This is a genomic window from Williamsia muralis (assembly GCF_051487485.1).
GTDB classification, from domain to species: domain Bacteria; phylum Actinomycetota; class Actinomycetes; order Mycobacteriales; family Mycobacteriaceae; genus Williamsia; species Williamsia muralis_B.
Genome location: NZ_JAHVCV010000002.1, coordinates 682,956 through 701,223 on the forward strand (window position 1 = coordinate 682,956; position 18,268 = coordinate 701,223).

General features: G+C 62.6%; 15 protein-coding genes. 6 read left to right on the forward strand and 9 right to left on the reverse strand.

The features are described 5' to 3' along the window. Nucleotides 1-31: 31 nt before the first annotated feature. Together KXR83_RS06685 and KXR83_RS06690 are read right to left on the reverse strand one after the other, a co-directional pair. Nucleotides 32-598 carry a TetR/AcrR family transcriptional regulator gene (locus tag KXR83_RS06685; RefSeq protein WP_437424144.1) on the reverse strand — a complete coding sequence of 189 codons (567 nt, stop codon included), beginning with the start codon at nucleotides 596-598 and terminating at the stop codon, nucleotides 32-34. A gap of 82 nt (nucleotides 599-680) precedes the next feature. Beyond that, nucleotides 681-1,199, reverse strand: a complete 519-nt coding sequence (locus tag KXR83_RS06690; protein ID WP_437424145.1) for a PaaI family thioesterase — start codon at nucleotides 1,197-1,199, stop codon at nucleotides 681-683. A gap of 128 nt (nucleotides 1,200-1,327) precedes the next feature. Here KXR83_RS06690 and KXR83_RS06695 point away from each other — a divergent pair, with 128 nt between their 5' ends. Then, nucleotides 1,328-4,372, forward strand: coding sequence for an RND family transporter (locus KXR83_RS06695; protein WP_437424146.1), 3,045 nt, complete (start codon nucleotides 1,328-1,330; stop codon nucleotides 4,370-4,372). Nucleotides 4,373-4,416: 44 nt separating this feature from the next. On the opposite strand, the gene KXR83_RS06700 is transcribed toward KXR83_RS06695, so the two are convergent. The 3 genes from KXR83_RS06700 to KXR83_RS06710 form a co-directional block, all read right to left on the reverse strand. Beyond that, the gene (locus KXR83_RS06700; protein ID WP_437424147.1) at nucleotides 4,417-6,150 is read right to left on the reverse strand and encodes an alpha/beta hydrolase; all 1,734 of its coding nucleotides are present in this window, start codon (nucleotides 6,148-6,150) and stop codon (nucleotides 4,417-4,419) included. A gap of 14 nt (nucleotides 6,151-6,164) precedes the next feature. After that, nucleotides 6,165-6,485: a hypothetical protein gene (locus KXR83_RS06705; protein ID WP_437424148.1), complete on the reverse strand. Its 321-nt coding sequence runs from the start codon at nucleotides 6,483-6,485 to the stop codon at nucleotides 6,165-6,167. Between the two features lie 149 nt (nucleotides 6,486-6,634). Further along, on the reverse strand, nucleotides 6,635-7,348 hold the full coding sequence (locus tag KXR83_RS06710; protein WP_437424149.1) for a hypothetical protein: 714 nt from the start codon (nucleotides 7,346-7,348) through the stop codon (nucleotides 6,635-6,637). An 84-nt stretch (nucleotides 7,349-7,432) separates the two neighbouring features. Here KXR83_RS06710 and KXR83_RS06715 point away from each other — a divergent pair, with 84 nt between their 5' ends. Further along, a complete protein-coding gene (locus tag KXR83_RS06715) occupies nucleotides 7,433-8,962 on the forward strand; it encodes a glycosyltransferase family 39 protein (RefSeq protein WP_437424150.1) in 1,530 nt (509 codons plus the stop codon). Nucleotides 8,963-8,980: 18 nt separating this feature from the next. Here KXR83_RS06715 and KXR83_RS06720 read toward each other — a convergent pair whose 3' ends face one another. Further along, nucleotides 8,981-10,294: a uracil-xanthine permease family protein gene (locus KXR83_RS06720; RefSeq protein WP_437424151.1), complete on the reverse strand. Its 1,314-nt coding sequence runs from the start codon at nucleotides 10,292-10,294 to the stop codon at nucleotides 8,981-8,983. A gap of 224 nt (nucleotides 10,295-10,518) precedes the next feature. Between KXR83_RS06720 and KXR83_RS06725 the strand changes: the two genes are divergently transcribed. The 4 genes from KXR83_RS06725 to KXR83_RS06740 all read left to right on the forward strand — a co-directional run bounded on the left by KXR83_RS06725 (nucleotide 10,519) and on the right by KXR83_RS06740 (nucleotide 15,088). Next, nucleotides 10,519-10,836 carry a hypothetical protein gene (locus KXR83_RS06725; RefSeq protein ID WP_062795588.1) on the forward strand — a complete coding sequence of 106 codons (318 nt, stop codon included), beginning with the start codon at nucleotides 10,519-10,521 and terminating at the stop codon, nucleotides 10,834-10,836. Then, nucleotides 10,833-13,220 carry a hypothetical protein gene (locus KXR83_RS06730; protein ID WP_437424152.1) on the forward strand — a complete coding sequence of 796 codons (2,388 nt, stop codon included), beginning with the start codon at nucleotides 10,833-10,835 and terminating at the stop codon, nucleotides 13,218-13,220. The genes KXR83_RS06725 and KXR83_RS06730 overlap by 4 nt, the downstream gene beginning before the upstream one ends. Before the next feature lie 157 nt (nucleotides 13,221-13,377). Beyond that, on the forward strand, nucleotides 13,378-14,106 hold the full coding sequence (locus tag KXR83_RS06735) for a hypothetical protein (RefSeq protein WP_437424153.1): 729 nt from the start codon (nucleotides 13,378-13,380) through the stop codon (nucleotides 14,104-14,106). 163 nt (nucleotides 14,107-14,269) lie between these two features. Next, the gene (locus KXR83_RS06740) at nucleotides 14,270-15,088 is read left to right on the forward strand and encodes a hypothetical protein (protein WP_437424154.1); all 819 of its coding nucleotides are present in this window, start codon (nucleotides 14,270-14,272) and stop codon (nucleotides 15,086-15,088) included. A gap of 392 nt (nucleotides 15,089-15,480) precedes the next feature. On the opposite strand, the gene KXR83_RS06745 is transcribed toward KXR83_RS06740, so the two are convergent. The 3 genes from KXR83_RS06745 to narI all read right to left on the reverse strand — a co-directional run bounded on the left by KXR83_RS06745 (nucleotide 15,481) and on the right by narI (nucleotide 18,263). Beyond that, nucleotides 15,481-16,212, reverse strand: a complete 732-nt coding sequence (locus KXR83_RS06745) for a heme peroxidase (RefSeq protein ID WP_437424155.1) — start codon at nucleotides 16,210-16,212, stop codon at nucleotides 15,481-15,483. Nucleotides 16,213-16,296: 84 nt separating this feature from the next. Then, complete coding sequence (locus KXR83_RS06750; protein WP_437424156.1) at nucleotides 16,297-17,520, reverse strand: nitrate/nitrite transporter; 1,224 nt, start codon at nucleotides 17,518-17,520, stop codon at nucleotides 16,297-16,299. After that, entirely contained in the window at nucleotides 17,517-18,263 is a 747-nt protein-coding gene (gene narI, locus KXR83_RS06755; protein WP_437424157.1) for a respiratory nitrate reductase subunit gamma, read from the reverse strand. Before narI ends, KXR83_RS06750 begins: the two co-directional genes overlap by 4 nt. Nucleotides 18,264-18,268: the final 5 nt, after the last annotated feature.

The following is an 18,268-nucleotide window of genomic DNA, read 5'->3' on the forward strand; positions in this document are numbered from 1 at the left end:
GCAAACGTCGGAGCCCGTCGAGTCCTCGAGTTCAGGTGAGCGTTTTCAGCAGGACTTTCAACTCGGTTGCCGTGTGCTTGAGGGGAGTTGTCGATCTGGTCGACTTGCTCAACATCACCGCGCCCTCGAACGCGGCAAGTGTCAGTGTGGCGAGACGTTTGGCGCGGGCCGGCGAAACACCATCGTTGACGATCACCCGTTCGAGCCCGACCATCCACGCCTTGAACCAGCGCGCTGCCGCCTCCCCGAGTTCGGCGTCGGCCGGCCCCGCGCCCACCGCGGCCCCAGCCACCGGGCATCCCGCCGCAAAGTCACTGGTCTCGAGCCAATCGGTCCACCAGCGAACGAAGGTGTCGATCGCAGCGATCGAACCCCGTTTCACGGCAGATTCGATGACGCCGTTGATGGTGGTGCCGGCATAGTCGAGCGCTTCGGCGACGATCTGCTGGCGCCCTTGCGGGAAGTGGTAATACACCGAGCCACGCGGCGATCCGCTGCGCTCGAGCACCGCATCCACCGTGACACCGGCGGCTCCACGCTCGCGCATCACCTCGACGGCGCCGATCAGCATCCGTTCGCGCGTTCCCAGACGCTCCACTGTTCTCCTCCGCGACGCAGCCAGCAATATGTCCTAATGAATACTACGTAACAGCTGCGGGGCAGGGTTCCAGATCCGTCGGTCAGGATTGCGCCTGAGGCGCAACCGCGGCAGCGGCGGCCACGGGTGATCCTGCCGATTCGGCATCCTTTCTCGGGGCCAGGATGAGACATGTCGTGGTCGCGTGCGCAACCAGACGCCCTTCGTCGTCGTGCACCTTTCCCTGAGCTGTCGCAACGGTTTTGCCCACGTGGATGACCTCTCCGGTCGCTGTCAGCGTCCGGCCCTGTGTCGACACAGAGCGAATGTAGTTCACGCCCAACTCCAGGGTTGTGTACCCGACTCCCGCCGGCAGAGTTGTGTGCACGGCACAACCCATCACGGAGTCGAGCAGGGTCGCTGCGATACCGCCGTGCACACTCCCGAGTGGATTGGCGAAGTCAGGCGCGGTGGTCAGCACCATCGTGACCTTGCCCAGATCCACTTCGGTGAACTTCATGCCCAGCAGCCGACCGATTGATGGAACATCCTGCAAGTCAGCAGTTTTGATCCACTGCAGGACTTCCAGTCCGGTCATTTCCGCGACGTTGTCGTGCGCCATCTTGTTCTCCCTTATCGCTGTTCGACGACCAGATCGCCCAAACGAGGACTTCCGATCCGGCGTCCTCCGTGCTCTACTATGCCATACAACATAACAACGGTCATTGACTCATAAAGAGGTCTTCCGCAATGTCACACGGTCCCAACGCCTTCTTCCGGAACACCGGCGCGTTCTGCGCACGCCATCGGTGGTGGGTGATCGGCTTCTGGGTTGCGTTGGTGGTCGGGCTGAACCTGGCAGTCCCGCAGATAGAGCAGACCGTGTCGGAGAAGTCGGCCGCGTTCCTGCCCGAACACATGCCGTCCGTCGACGCCCTGCGCGACATGTCGACGGATTTCGGCGCTCCCGCGTCGACAGCTGTGGGCAGTGTGGTTCTGGCTGATGACGGCGGGATCAGCACCGAAGATGATGACTACTACGGCCGCCTCGTCGAGGTTCTGTCGGGTGATCACGAAAACGTCGCCTACGTCCTCGACATGTATGGAAATCCCGCCACCCGCGCCGCCGCGCTCAGTCCGGACGGCAAGGCCGTCAACGTCATGGTGGTCGCCGAGGGCGACGTCGGCAGCACGCGCGCACACCACAGCACGGTCGCGATCCGTTCGGCGATCGACTCCATTCCCAAGCCCGACGGGCTGTCGGTGTACTACACCGGCGCCTCACCCACCCTTGCCGATCTCTTCTCGTCGATCGATCTGTCGCTGCTCATCATCACCGGGGTGTCGGTTCTGCTGATCACGTTGATGTTGCTGATCGCCTACCGCTCACTGATCACAGCCCTGATCCCGTTGGCGACCATCGGTTTCGGACTCGGCGTGGTGCGGCCCATCGTCTCGTACCTCGGCGCGAACGACCTGACGTCGATCTCGAACTTCTCGATCGCCATCATGACTGCGCTGGTACTGGGCGCCGGAACCGACTACGCGATCTTCCAGATCGCCGGCTACCACGACGCCAGGCGCGCAGGGGAAGATCCGGACACTGCTGTTGCGACCGCAAGTGCGCGGGTCTCCCCGATCCTGGTTGCCTCGGCCCTGACGATCGCTGCTGCTGCGGGTGCCATGATCTTCGCCGAGGTCGGGATGTTCAAGACCGCAGGCCCGCCGACCGCGATCGGGGTGCTGATGGCGATGGCGATCTCGATAACGCTCACACCGGCACTGATGTCCGTGGCCGGACGTCGCGGACACATCGAGCCCAAGGCATCGACCGAACGGCGATGGCGCCGACGCGGTGCGACGATCATTCGACACTCGGGCCCGCTGGTGGCGGTATCGATGGTGGTTCTCGTCGCGTTGGCAGCGATGGTTCCCCTGTTGCGCGTCAGCTTCGACGAAGAGTCCGTTCAGCTCTACGCCAACGACTCCACACGCGGCTACGACAAAGTTCTCGAACACTATGGCGTCAACGAGATCCTGCCCGAGTACCTGATCATTCGGGCCGACCACGACATGCGTAACACCAACGATTTGGCGGCGCTCGAACTTGTGGCGATGTCGGTGTCGAAGTTGCCCGACATCGCTTACGTCCGATCGATCACTCGACCCGATGGCTCACCGATTCCCGAGGCATCCACCGGATATCAGGTAGGCCAGGTCGGCAATCGGCTCGACGATGCCCATCGTCAGATGGTCGAGGCCACACCAGAGTTGCAACGACTGGCCTCTGGGGTGACTGCACTTCGCGATGGCGCCGACAGCGCGCTGGGACAGTTACCCCTTCTGGTGGACGGGACCAATCAGGTTGTGGGACTGGCCGGTGGCGTGCTCGACGGAGTGGACACCGCGTCTCGAATAGTGGCGATTGCCTCTGATGGCCGACTCGCTCTTCCTCAAGGACTCACTGAACTCGCAGCCCTTGCCGACACCTTGGGTCGTTTGATCACAGCAGTTTCAACGAGCAATGCCCAGACGCTGGCTGCCACCGAACAGCTGGACGACGTGTTCGGTCCCATGCTCATGACCGTTCCTGATGCACAGTGCCAGGCCGACCCCACATGCCTGGCGGCGCGGTCGGCGTTCAGCCTGTTCGACAAGGCCACAGGCGGGAAAGCCTCACGGACGTTGCAGCAGGCCGTGAACTTGTCGGGTGTGCCGGGCGAGGTCATCGACAAGGCACAGGCATTGCTGCCCGAAATCGAGACCGGGCTGAGTCAGGTCAAGATCCTTCTCGATGGGCTCGGAGGAAAAACCCCGGAGCAGCTGCGTTCTGAGCTGGGTGCCCTGACTGCGGGGATCACTGAACTCTCGACAGGAATGACACAGCTGGCCGAGGGGCTTCGCCAGGTCAAGGTCGGCACCGACAAAACCGTCTCGCTCACAGGGCAACTCACCGCCGGTCTCGGCGAAGCCGGCGACTACCTGCAGACGATGGCTCGAGACACGACGTCTGGCCCAGGGGCGGGTTTCTACCTTCCCGCACAGGGGCTCGAAGATCCGCGATTTGTGGCAGGCACCAAACTGTTGTTGTCACCCAATGGCAAGACCGCGCGGATGCTCGTGGTGCGCAGCATCAACCCGTACGGTCACGAAGCGATCCGCACGGTGCACGACATCGCCGACACTGCCCGAACAGCAACCACTGGAACGGTTCTCGACGGATCAGAGGTGAGCTCGACCGGTCTGACATCGTTGTCCGCCGACATGAACGATCAGGTCAACAGAGATTTTGCACTGTATGCCGTGGTCGCGATCCTGGCGGTGTTCCTGATCCTGGTCGTGCTGCTCCGCAGCATTCTTGCACCACTGCTCCTGGTTTTGACTGTGCTGCTGTCGTTTGCGGCGACCGTTGGGTTGTCGATTCTCTTCTGGCAATACGGACTGGGTATCGACCTCGATTGGTCGGTCGTACCGTTGGCGTTCATGGCGCTTGTGGCCGTCGGCGCGGACTACAGCATGCTGTTCGCGTCCAGGATCCGCGAGGAGTCCCAGACCGGGATGATCGGCGGAATCATCCGGGGCTTCGGGTCGACCGGCAGTGTGATCACCACGGCCGGCGTCGTCTTCGCCGTCACGATGTTTGCCCTCATGAGTGCCACCGTGATCAATCTGCTCCAATTCGGTTTCACGGTGGGCGTGGGGCTCATCCTCGACGTGGTGGTGGTTCGGTCGATCCTTGTACCGGCCGCGATGGCCGCGATCGGCAACCGCATCTGGTGGCCTGCGAAGGTATGACGGCCCGCCGCATCTGGGTGGTGGGTGTTTCGGCGTAGCGTCCATCACTCAGCCCTGTCGGCGAGCTCTGGACGGTCTGCGAGAACTGCGGCCAAGTTGTATCCGCTGATGCGGAGTGGGTTCTCGCGGGTGCCCGGATTGCCCTGATTCTCCTGGGCCCGGGAGTACTGACCGTGGCTGTCCACCCCGTCGCGGTGCACGTTGTCTGCAGTCGTTCGCTCCTCGGTGGACAACTGGATGAAGTCCGAGGCGAACGGATTGGATCCGTGAACACCCTCGCTGGCAGCGAGATTGATCCACTTGTCATCGGGGTCGTTCATCAGATACGCATGCCCGTACTCCAGCCCTAATTGCGATGACGTGTTCGCGTAGACGCCAGGACTCCCGTAGAACACGGTGTCGTCCACGTACTCATGCGCTCCTCCCTGCAGGGCCAGCGACGCCGTTGTTGATCCGTAGGAGTGCCCGTTGAGTACAAGGTGCTGCTCGGCCTCGGCATGGTCGCTGGTCAGGCCGAGCGAACGCGTGAAGTCGGCGAGGCTGTCCGCTCCGGCTTTCGCTTTGCCATCCCCGAGTGCTTCCCACGGGGCACCGTCGTTGACGTCCGGGGTGTCGTACCCGAGCCACGCCACCGTCGAGACAGCTTCTCCCTCACCGCCGGTGGCGGCGAGGATGCCGAGGGTTTCGCGACGCAAGGCACCCGCCTCGCTTGTCATGGTGCCGATCGACTTCGCGGTGGTGTTCACTCCGGGCACGGTCACGCTGACGTGGCGGGCTTTGTCTGGATCCCCTACCGCCACAGCGGCTTTTGTCTCTTTCCCGTCAGGCGAAAAGGTCAGCAGGAACGCTTGCGCTCCCGTGTCGTTGTGATCAACGCGGTAGTCCCCGCCCAGCGCCGTGTCGATGGCGCGCAAGCCGTCGAGCTCTTCGCGCTTTTCCGCCAGCCGCGAGGCGAGTGCGTACTGACCCCGGGCGCCGATGTACGCCCTGTCGAGCGCGGCGAGTTCGGCTTCGACTCGTTGCGTCTGCGCCGCGAGCGCGATCCGGTTGGCGGCGTCGCGCGAGGCAGCGTCCACACCGTCGAGGTTTCCGATCAACCCCGGATACTCCGCAATCATCTGCTGCTTTTGCGCCTCCGGCAGCGCCCGCCACCAGGCGTCGATCTCTTCGGGCGTCTTCTTGTCCATGTTCGGCCAGGTGGGCGCAGTCAGAGATGCACCTGCCCGGCCGGACTCGAAGGCCTCTGTGGGCGAGCCGAACTCCGGATAGGCGATCTCGCCGGCGACGATCTTGCGCAGGACAGTCGCGGTGTCGTTGTCGATGTCCTCGGCCTGGACGACTAGCGCTCGCGCACGGACCAACAAGTGCCTTTTCGTCTTCTTCCGATCTGTCCGTTCTTCATCCGTCATGTCCGAGTGGGCCGGGGCCAACTGCGACGCATCATCGACTGTCGGTGGCGGATGGATCACCATGTCTGCATCCGATGCGTCTGCGCGAAGCAGCGTCAACGCCGACTTCAATTCGCCGACCGCGATACTCGTCTGTCGGGCCAACTCCGACGCCGCGCCCAACGCAGCTGCCTCGTCGTTGAGCGATGTGGACACGGATCGAAACGACCCCCCGGCCGCGGTTGCTCCTTCGCCCTTCCACCCAGGAGTCGCGGCGACCTTACGCAACATCGCGTCTGCGTCGATCACAGATGTGAAGCGGCCGTTGAGTTCTGCGACCAGCACGTCGAGTGCGGCAGTGTCCCAGTTGTCGATGTCGGTGAGATCCACGACTACGTCGTCCTCTACAGCCGCAGCCGGGTCGAGGATTGTTCGAAAGCATCTACCGCATAGTCATCCGCCGACCGGTACGACGCCGCGGCGCCCGCCAGGCCCGTGGCGAGCCCTTCCAACGCACCCAACATCTGGCCCGCCCGCCGCTCGAGTGTTGTCACGTAAGTGACGAACTCCGTCTGCGTCGAGCTTCCAAACCCGTTGACGCACAGCGCAATGTGTCGTGCCGATCGATCCAGGGCCGAGCCCAGGTCTTCGCCCAGAAGCGCCACTTCCCTGCCCCACCGCGCAAGGCCGATCGTGTCGACCTCAGTGTTTGACTGATTCCCCACAGTTCCCCCGAACCTCGCCCGAACCCAGTGGCGTTAGGACGCCGGGTCGAACTCGACGGTTCCAGACGACGGGAGGCGCCGCACTGCTGAGCTCCCCGACCAGGAACGCGCTCAATTGCCGACGGTCCGGGCACCTGCAAGAGAACTCATCACGCCGACGGTTTGCCCGCCACCAAGTCTTCGATGTCGAGACCCCATCGCCCGAAGGTCTCGTCGAACTTCTTTTCGTGCTGCTGCGCGCGATCGAGCTTGACGCCGGAATACCGTTTGCGAGCCCACCTCGACTTCGTCCTGGCGAGACGAACTGCGCCGATCCAGGCCACGGGAGGAATGAACGCGCCGATCGCAGCCGTCTGGTACTTACCCTTCTCGACACACAACAACAGGGAGAGAATGTGGAACGGGATGGTGCCGAGCAGGACAAAATGGCCTGGCGTCCCGACGTTCGACACGACGGGATCGATGCCGAGCAGCACCAGTCCGAGGAGTGAGCCCGTCAGGGCGACCACCTGCACCGACAGCTGGCCCTCGGCGGACCAGTAGACGTCTTGCAGGTGCAGGATCATGGCGAACTCGTCGAGCACCAGCGACGATCCGACCCCGATCATCACCGCACTGACCTCGGCCCAGGGTGAGTCACCGTGGACGGCCACGGACAGGAATCCCCCGCCGATCGTGGAGATGATCCCGGGGACCGCGTGATGAATGTGGACGCCGCCGGCAACGTTGTCGTGGAAGGGTCCGCGTCCGGAGCGGATCATCCGGGTGATGGTCCGGGTGACCACAAACGTGATCATGAACGAGGCGAAGAGTAGCAACATCGGCAGTCTGGTGTCGTCTACCAGGCCCTCGAGGAACGACATGGCTAGAAGCTACAGCGATCTTGCTGAGATACGCTCGACCGCGTCCACAGGCCCGGTGAGGAGACAGCGCTGAACGATCAGACGGTGGTCCCGGCCGAGTCGCGCAGGTCGAGGTTTCGAGTCGGCCCGAACGTGGATGCGGTCGCCGTTGCCTTGCTTGCGTTTGTGGTCAGTTTCGTCGGCATCGGCAATCCGTCCTTCTGGTACGACGAAGCCGCCACCATCTCGGCGTCCACCCGGTCGATCTCGGAACTGATCGATCTCATCTCGTCCACCGACTCTGCCCATACCTTCTATTACGTCCTGATGCACGGCTGGTTTGCCGTCTTCCCCGAATCGGAGGCGTGGTCGCGGCTACCCAGTTCCATCGCGATCGCTGTCGCCGGTGCGGGCGTGGTGGTGCTCGGCAAACTGTTATCGCGCCGCGCCGTCGGCGTGACCGCCGGCATCGTCTTCGCGATCCTGCCGCGGGTCACGTTGGCAGGCATCGAGGCACGTCCTTACGCCCTGGCCATCGTGGTGTCGACGTGGCTGACCATCGTCTTGTTCGTAGCCATCCGGCGTGGGGTCACGTCCTGGTGGCTGCTGTATGCGGTTCTGGTGGTGTTGTCGGTTCTTGTCAACATCCACCTGTTGTTGCTGGTGCCGGTTCATCTCATCGCCCTGATCATGCTCGGCAACAACCGGAGTCAGCTCCGTGCCTGGGGCCTGTCGACGGTTCTAGCCGTGGTTTTGCTCATCCCCTACCTCGCCTTCATGCGCGCCAAGTCCACTCAGCTCAGTTGGATCGATCCTCTCGACGAGCGTGTGTTCGGCAATGTCCTGCTGACTCAGTACTTCGATTTCTCGGTCGCCTTCGCAGTGGTCGCTTTTCTCCTGTTGGGCACCGCTGTGGTGCTGTTCTTCGCGCGGCGAGAGCGGATCGCGACCAGCGGCATGCGCACGGTGGTTGTCCTCTCGATCGTGTGGATCGTGGTCCCCACCGTGGGGTTGCTGTTGTATTCGTTGATATCCCAGCCCATCTACGTCGATCGGTATCTGTCGTTCACTGCGCCTGCGATGGCTCTGCTGATCGGGGCCTGTGTGGTGGCCATCGCGCAGAAGCCGGCGGCCATCGCCGCCGTGCTCGTCGTCATGGCGATCGCCGCGACGCCCAACTGGATCGATCAGCGCGGTGACTACGCCAAGTTCAAGATGGATTACAGCCAGGTGGCCGACCTCATCGGGGCGCAGGCCTCGCCTGGCGATTGCCTACTTCTCGACGACACCGTCTCGTGGGAGCCCGGCCCCATCCGCCCGCTGCTCGCCGCGCGGCCAGAGGCATATCGGGGCCTGATCGATGTCGGGTTGTGGCAGCGAGCCCGGCCCGAGGGACTTCTCTGGGACACCAATGCGGCACCTCATCTACGCCGTGACCAGATTCGTGCCTGCACCGTCATCTGGACCATCTCGGAGAAGGACAAGAGTCTGCCTGCGCACGATGCGGGTCCGGCGCTCGACCCCGGCCCGCGCCTGGCCCCGACCATCGCCTACCGCGTGCCTGCACGGATGGGCTTCCGGGTGGTCGAACGCTGGCAATTCAACATCAGTCAGGTGACGAAGTCGGTGCGTTGACCGAGTCGAGCCGGCGGGTCAGCTGGGTGTCGGCCCGGTTTTCTCGGTCGACGGGTCCACCGTCACGGTCCCCCGCCAGCCACCGACCACGCGCATCACGTGGTAGATCAACAGGGCTGCCATGGCGCCCAGTGCGATACCGCCGAAGCTGAGGTCACCGATGACCCAGGAGAAGTCGGCAATACCGATTACCAGGGCAATGGCTGCGGTGAACTGATTGACCGGCTTGGAGAAGTCGACCTTGTTGGTCACCCAGATATGCACACCAAGGATGCCGACCAGGCCGTAGAGCGCGGTGGTGACGCCACCGAGCACACCGTCCGGGATCGCCGCGATCACTGCACCTACCTTGGGTGACATTCCGAGGATGATCGCCGCAACGCCGGCGACCCAATATGCCGCCGTCGAATAGACCTTGGTCGCGGCCATCACGCCGATGTTCTCGGCGTAAGTTGTTGTCGCCGAACCGCCGCCGCTGCCGGCGAGCACCGTGGCAACACCGTCTGCTGCCAGTGCCCGGCCGATGCGGTTGTCGTAGTTGAGACCGGTCATGGTGTTGATCGACTTGACGTGCCCGATGTTCTCGACAACCAGCACCAGCACCACCGGCAGGAACATCGGCAGCACCGAGAGGTGGAAAGTCGGAGTGGTGAAGTCCGGCAGTCCAACCCAATCCGCCGATCCGATCTTGCTGGTGTCCACCTCGTCTCTCGCCAGCGCGAACAGGTAGCCGAGCACCACACTGGTGAAGATGGCAAGGCGTCCGAGGAGCCCCCGGAACAGGATCAGTGACGCGATCAGCAGAACAAGCACCACGGTCGCCGTGATGGCGTCTTTCTCGTAGTTCGCCTTGGCTGTCGGCGCAAGATTGAGCCCGATCAGAGCGACAATCGTGCCGGTCACCACTGGGGGCATCAACGCTTGGATCCAGCCAGTGCCGGCGTACTGCACCACCACGCCGATGATGATCAGCAATGCACCGACCACCACGATCCCGCCTAGCGCTGCCGATTCCCCATTGGATGCAGTCGCCGCTAGGACAGGCGCGATGATCGCGAAGCTGGAACCCAGGTAGCTGGGTAGCCGGTTGCGTGTGATCAGCAGGAACAGGATGGTGCCGATTCCGGAGAAGAGGAGGGTCGTCGCAGGCGGGAAGCCGGTGATCACCGGGACCAGGAAGGTCGCGCCGAACATCGCCACCACGTGCTGCAGGCCGATGCCCACAGTCCTGGGCCAGGTCAGCCGTTCATGGGGAGCCACCACGTCTCCGCTGCCGGCCACCTCCCAGCTGAAGAACGACGGCGACTTCTTCTCGAGATGTTCGTTCGGCATGGCCACCAGTCTGAGGCATCCGCAGGCGGCATCGGTGCATTGACCGGGTGAGTAGCGGCCTGCCCGGCTCCGCTCGCGTTTTGCTGTGGTCTCGTGGCGTACGCATGTCCTGTCTCAGGCATGTATTACTGTCGAGTCCGGACTCGGTGGGAGGGTCCGGGGGACGGCAACGTCAGAGCGCTCGACGCGCGTTCGACACCGCCACTATCTGATTCGGGGGAATCATGGACGTCATCATCAACGACGCCGTATTGGGCGTCTTGGCAGGCGATATCGAAGGCATCGCGGCAGAGGTCGCGGAGATCGCGCATCCGGATGTGACTGCTGTCGTTGCAGCTTTCATGCCGGATTCACCGATGGTGGCGGCCACGTCGACCGCCACGGACACGCTGCGAGGGTCGTTGACCGTGGTCTCGGGCCAATGGGAATCGATGGCCTCAGTAGTTCGAGCGACCCGCCAAGGATTGAGTGGAGTCGACGAGCTCTCTGCGCTGAAGTTCGGAGGGTTGGGCCAGCTGCCCACCGGTGACGGCCCGCGATGACCCCCACCAAGAACCAGCTCGACAAGTGGATGCCCGATCAACTCGTTCTTGCTGCGCTACCGATGATGGCTGAACTACTTCGAGGCAAGCTGGATCAAGCGGAACGGAAGTTCGATTTGCCGACGTCGGACTGGAAAGGTCAGGCGCGAACGGCGGCGGAAAACCGGTCAACCGAAGAAGCCACCTGGGGCAAGCGCGTTGCCGCTGGTTACGAAACTCTCGGTACCACGCTCAGCGAGGCTGCGACCGGTATCGGCGGAACACTGACCGCAGTCGACAACGCAATCGCCGATGCGTCAGGCAAAGGCTTCCATCTGATCAGCGGCGACGACCCGGAATGGCTGGTTCGCTACGTCCCCGCCGAGGACGACGACTCATCCGAAGAGAAGAGAGCGCAGCTGAGGCATGAGTGGTCCGCGTTCCTCAAAGGCAAGGCCGATACGGCCGAACAAACATGTCAGCAGTACGCCGCCACGGTGACGGCCAGTCTGCAGTCGCTGGCTGAACTCACCCCCGCCGTGCTCGGTCTCAGTGCCGCGGATGGCCGCACGGCGGCAATGATGTCGGCGGACGGATGGACTCCCGAAGAACTCGAAATCGTCGGGAGGAGTTTGGAAGCCGCCGGGTTGACTCCTGAACAGGCTCAGCGATTGCTCAATGGCGAACGCGTGGAGGACCTTCCGGTAGGCGCGCAAGAGTTCCTTCATCAGTTCTACAACAATCTGTCCATGGACCAGACTCTCGGATTGCAGTCGGAGTTCGACAACCTGGGCACCGACGAAGGCACAACGTGGTCGAAGGCACTGGGGTCTGGGCTCCTGATCCTCTCCAACGAGAAGGTTGGTGCCGGCAGCGTCCACGGTGGGTTCGACAGTTTGCCTCAATGGATGCGGGACTGGTCTACGCATCGCGACCGCGACGAGTGGATCGTGAACCTCGGCGGAAAACCGACGAACATTGCCGCGCAGGACTACAAGATCGCAAAGATGCTCGCCAACACTGGGTCTGGGATCGCACCTGGCGAACGGCTGGGCACCGAGCTGATCCGCAAATCGGAAACCGAGATGGCGTGGAAGCAGCATTCCGAGTTGATCACGGGGTCGTTTCCCGGCGCCGAGGTGTCAGACCAACAGAACAACTACGAGACCACCATGGAGAACCTGCTCTCAGTCGGAACGCGTAGCCATGAGGCGTCCGCGGCAATCCTGTCAGGCCATTACAGCGACGGCACCGCCCTCGACGGCGACTACAACCGGGATCGGACCGTGCAGAACCTCCTGGCGCATGAATGGCGGGAGCAGGACAACGGCAAGACCGCGGCCAATCTTGTGAATTGGGTCGACGACTACGCTGCCGACCAAACCGACGCCCATCGAGCCGAGCTGTCGGCTCGCGCATTCCGGGGTCTGCTCGACAGCACGTCAGCCACGGGTGACCAGTTCGGCAACCTCATGAACATCGGCGCGTCGGAGAAAAGTGTGGGTGATCTCAACCCAGCTGTCGCCGCCGCCATCGAGGAATCGATCCGTCCCTACCTGAATGTGATGTCCGGCGGTAGCCCAGAGATGTACGGGTTCGACACCAGTACTCACAATGATCTCGATTTCGGCAATGACGCAGACGCGCTCCGGGATCAGTCCCAACGAGCGATGGCCCTTGCTGCGTCCGACCCGGAGACCGCGGCGAGATTGGTGCACGATGTCCAGGCACAGCAAGCGCTCAACGTACATAATTTGGTGACCCTGGAGCCTGACGCGAGCGCGGTACCGAATGCGACCGAGGTGGGCGCACGAAACGGCGGACTCCAGAACCTTCTCACCGATGGACTCACTGCTGCCGAACTCGACGACTGGCACGACGAGCATCTCGGTTCTGGCACAAGCGGACTCAGTAACGATGACCGCGCGGCAATCTCGTCGAACGTCGAGGAGACCATCAAGAAGGTAGCGGGTGGTTTACCCGTCGTCGGGAACACAGCTGAGTTCGGCCTCGACCTCGCGTCCCCTTGGGTTCCGGCGTGGGACGCCGACGTGAAGGCCCCGGATCAGGGGCCAACTCCTACGAATGTGCCTGACGCAGTTGAGAATGCGCAGCTACATCAGTACTACCAGATGTATGCGTCGACAAATCCTGCTCCCAGTGACCTCGATCCGCTAACCGCCGACCGCTTGTTCGAGCACGGCAAGCTGAAGCCTTTGAACGAGCTGGTAGACGAATTCGGGCAAGGAAATCAGAACCAGCTCATCGGACTGATGAGACCGCAGGTCGACTCTGCCGGTGTCGACGTAGGCGCGTACGACACTCAATATTCCCGCTACGAAGGAGATCCGACCGAAGCCATGTCCTATGAGGAGTACAGGAACAGGTTGCTCGATGAAGGCTAGTCGTGGCCTCGCCTTAGCCTCCGTAGCATTTACGCTCATGCTCGGCTGTTCACCGACGGTCGTGCCCGAAGGCCAACCTTCAACTCCGACTCCGACTCCGACTCCGACAAGTCCGTCTGACTACGTACTCCCGGCCGAACTGGGGCCCTACACCAACGTGTGGGCCGCCGACCCTGGTGTCGATCTTCTGCGCGAACCCGTGGCTGTCGTTCGTGCGGCTGTCGAAGCTGAAGCTATCAGCGACATGGTGGGTCGCTATGACACCTACCCTGGATATGGCCGCCTTCTGGATAGCGCCACTCAAACCCGTGATTTGAAGGCTGACATTCACGTCGGCGACACGCCGAGCTACCCCCGACCTATCTCTCTCACCGGAACGAAGCACTACCGCCTCTACGACGTCGTAGAAAACGACAACGTTATCGACGCACGGATCTGCGCCGTGTCTTTTGGTGTCTACCAGACGGAGTCTGATGCGGGCCGTAAACCGTTCGATCCGATTGACCTGCGTCCTGTAACCGACCCCGACCACCTCGACAACAACGGCCATATTCCCGCCTACAACACGCTATGGCGCGTCCGTCTCGAACGCGACCCGAACATCGCGGGGACACCACCACCATCATCGTCCACTCCGCCGAACGGCGAAGCGACATTCGATACACCGCAACGCTATCCGAACCAAGATTTGTTCCGCGGGTGGAAACTTCTTCAGTTTTCATACGAGACCAAGGCCGAGCCACGGTGCCTTCATTGGGCGCGGGATTACTACCCGATGGCAGTCATGGGCAGCAAAGGCGTTGCTTACCCCACCAATCCAGTGGACCCGGCATACCTACCGACGCTGCCGCCATACCCGGGATGGACACACGTCCCAGCTGTCTAAGACCCGGCCTCCGCCGTGCGAACCGATCCCTCTGTGCCACAACGCGACAGGAACAACGGTGGCAGGTGACACCCGAAGGATGGATTGACGAATGACAGCCGGCCGTTGCCTTGCCCTAGCCCTCGCTGCGATTGCAGTCGTGCTCGGATGTACACCGACGGACGTGCCCGAAGACATGACTTCCTCAGCCTCGACGCCGTCGAGTCCTTCGGACTACGTACTCCCGGCTGGACTGGGTCCCTACACCAATGTGTGGTCTGCCGACCCCGGCGTCGACTTGCTCTCCGAGCCAGTAGCGGTCGCCCGAGCAACCGTAGAAGCGAAGGCCGTTGCTGAGATGGTCGGCCGTCACGAAAGCTACCCCGGGTACGGGCGATTTCTCGACCAAGCGACTCAGACTGCCGTAGGAAGGAATCGAATCGACGTCGAAGACACACCCCGGTACGAGAAACCTATTGCTCTCAACGGGACCCGGCACTACCGGATGTATGACGTGGCCGAGACAGACACCACCATTGCAGCCAGCATCTGTGACATCACCTTTGGCGTTTACCAAAGACACCCTGCTGTCTGGCGAGGCATCTGGGACCCAGCCGACCTACAGAAGGTCACAGACCCCGACAGACTCGACGAAGACGGACACATACCCGCCTATAGCCACCTCTGGCGGATAGAACTCAAGCGGACTCACGGACCGGATAACAACGCGGCATCGCCGAACGCGACGCCGACAACAACGACCAGTCTCGAGCGGGCCGACCCCGAACGCTATCCAAACCAAGACATCTTCGAAGGATGGACGCTCGAACGATACTCGGTTGCGGTTTCGGCCGAACCTCGTTGCGAAGCCTGGACTTTAGACGCTTATCCCATGGCAGTCGTCGGCAGCGAAGGCTTCGCCTACCCCACCAATCCAGTTGACCCCACATACCTACCGACCCTGGCGCCATTCCCGGGGTGGACACACGTCCCCGCCGTTTGAGGTTCACAGCTCGTCGAAGCTGGCGATCGGGCGCTGTAGTGCCGATGGGTCCCGCGGTTTGGTCAGCGTCGGATCGGCACAGTCCCTCCGGTTTCATTCACATGCTCCGGTTGCAACCGGAGGAACCACACGAAGTCGGAGGAAACACGGGCGACGCCCGCAACCCCTCCGCACCCGGGCTCCACACCCTCCGACACCAGCCACATGCTCCGACTGCAACCGGAGGAACTACACGAAGCCGGAGGAAACACGGCCGACGCCCACACCCCCACGCACACCCGGCCCCACACCCTCCGACACACCCACACCCTCCGACTACAACCGGAGGAACTACACGAAGTCGGAGGGACTAGGGCAAACGCCGCACTCCCTCCGACTTCTGCAGCACCCTCCTACCCGGCCACGTCGGCCACTTCGACCACCGACTCACTCACCGGACGCCTGGTCTGCAGCCGCCAGATCGCATGTTCGGTATGAATACTCTTCCATCCCTTCGTCTTCGCCACCTCGCGAATCCACCCGCTGACCGATCGCGCGTCGACCTCACCTACCGGAAGCTCGAGCACATCGGCCACGTACTCGACCACCAGTCGATTCGCTTTTGTACCCGGTATCCCCGCGAGCATCAGCACGTACGCCCACGTCACGCCCGACCGCTGGCCGGGCACCTCGCGCCACGACTTGTTGACCACATCGATGGCGTCGGACTCTGCCGTCAGCCGCAGCTCTTCGACCGACCGGATCCCCAGTCCGACAAGGCGGCTCGCACCGTCCCGAACGGCTTCGGCCTTCAACGGCGCACCCGGCGTCGTCGACGTCGGCCTACGGTTGCCGATCTGTTCCGCCCACGCCTGCGCGCTACCCAGCTCGTCGAACGTCGCAAGCAACTCCGCGGGCCCGTCGAGGTCCGCATCCCCACCCTGGCCCGATCGATACTTGCGGTACCGCTCGACGATGTTGGCCACCTGACCGTACTGAGCGCCGGTCGAGTAGATCGAGTCGATGATGCACAGCGCCAACGACTCTGGATACGCCCTCGGCTTGATCCACAAAGCCTCGTCTCCCAGATCGCGCTCGCACGCGTTCACCAACGCATCGATCCGAACATCCACCCCTGACGACATACTGTTCCCCCTTAATTGACGTCACCCATCCCCATGGGCAACACGTGGGGAGACAGTAACGCCGGCATACGACAACGGGGCCGCTCAGACGGCGGCGTTCTCCGACTTCCGGTGCCGGATACCGAACGCCGTGTACACCGCAGCGAGCGCGGACACGATGACCAGGAGCGTCAGCCCAACCGTGTAGCTGTGGTCTTCGGCGTTGTAGGTGGCTCCCATGAGCAGCGGTGGGAAAAAGCCCCCGAGTCCGCCTGCCGCACCGACGATTCCGGTCACGGAACCGACTCGCTCCTGCGGCGCCTCCTTGGCCACCCAGCTGAAGACAGACCCTGAACCGAGCCCCATACACAAAGCCATGAGCACGAAGTCGAGGCCGGCGGGGATCTCCAAGGGCGGTTTGGTAATCATCCAGATCGCCAGGACGGACGCCCCGGCACACGAGATCACGGTGATGAGTCGCGCTCCGAAGCGATCCGACAAGATGCCACCGAGCGGCCGTGCGACCACCGCCGCGATCGCGAAGCCTGCGGTGCGGGTTCCGGCGGCCTCCAGGTCGAAGCCGTACACGTCGTTCAGGTAGGTCGGAAGGTACGTCGAGAAGGCGACGAACCCACCGAAAGCCGCGGCGTAGAGGAATCCCATCTGCCATGTGATCGGCAGCTTTGCAGCACCGATCAGCTTGGGCACCACCGCGTCGTGATTCGCGGCCCACCGGGGTGAGTCCCGCATCAGCATCCAGCAGATCGCCGCGACAACCACGAGTGTGACAGCGATGATGACGTGGGTGGTGACGTATCCGAACCACTGGACAAAGCGCGGTGTGAAGAACGCCGACAGTGCTGTGCCGCCCATTCCCGCGCCAAAGATGCCGGTGGCGAAACCTCGCCGCGACTTGTCGTACCAGGCATTCACGAATGGGATGCCAACCGCGAACGAGGTGCCGGCGATACCGAGGAAAAAGCCCGCGATCACGAGGATCGTGTAGTTGTCGAAGTGCCCGCCGATGGCCACCAGGATGACAAACGGCACCGAGGCAAGGAGCAACACCGGGAACATGATTCGTCCGCCGAGCCGGTCGGTCAGTGCCCCGGTGAGGATCCTGCCCAGCGAGCCCACCAGGATCGGGATGGCCACCAGCACCGACTTGGCTGTCGACGACAGGTCCATGTCGGCGGTATATCGAACCCCCAACGGGCCGATCAGGTTCCACGCCCAGAAGCTGATGGTGAACGCGGTGGTGGCGAGGACAAGATTGAGCGACTGAGCGCGCCGATCGATGGGCGCGGACTGTTCTACCGAAGTGGTCATCGTTCACGGTCCTTCACTCCGACCGGCGCCCATCCGCGTCGGTATTGCTGATTGCCAGGAGACGACTGCCTGTCGCGGCTGCGATAGACGATGTATGGACGGAACAGGTAATGCACCGGCGCGGTGAACATGTGCACCAGCCGAGTGAACGGCACCATCGCGAACAGCAGCATGCCCACCAGCACGTGGATGTGAAAGCGCAACGGCGCGTTGTTCATCGCAGCGATGTCCGGGTTGAGGTAGAAGATCGAACGAAACCAGGGCGACACCGTCTCCCGGTAGTTCACACCTTCCTGGCCGGGCACGACACCGAGAAAGGTGACGTAGCAGCCCACGAGAAGCGCGGCGGTGAGCACCAGGTACATCACCTTGTCGTTGCGTGTTGTGGCCATGAACACCGGCCCGACGCGCCGGCGCCGATAGATGAGAATAATCAGACCGGCCACCGTGCAGACGCCGGCGATCAATCCGAAGAACGCGGAGTTGAGGTGGTACAGGTCCTCGGAGATTCCGACTGCCTCGGTGAATGATTCGGGTATCACCAGACCGATGGCATGGCCGATGATCACCACCAGGATCCCGAAGTGGAACAGCGGTGAACCGATGCGCAGCAGTCGCGATTCGTACAGCTCCGATGACCGGGTGGTCCATCCGAACTTGTCGTACCGGTAGCGCCAGATGGTGCCGCCGATGAGAAGGGCTAAGGTCAGATACGGGACGACGCCCCACAGGAAGATGTCCACGTCAC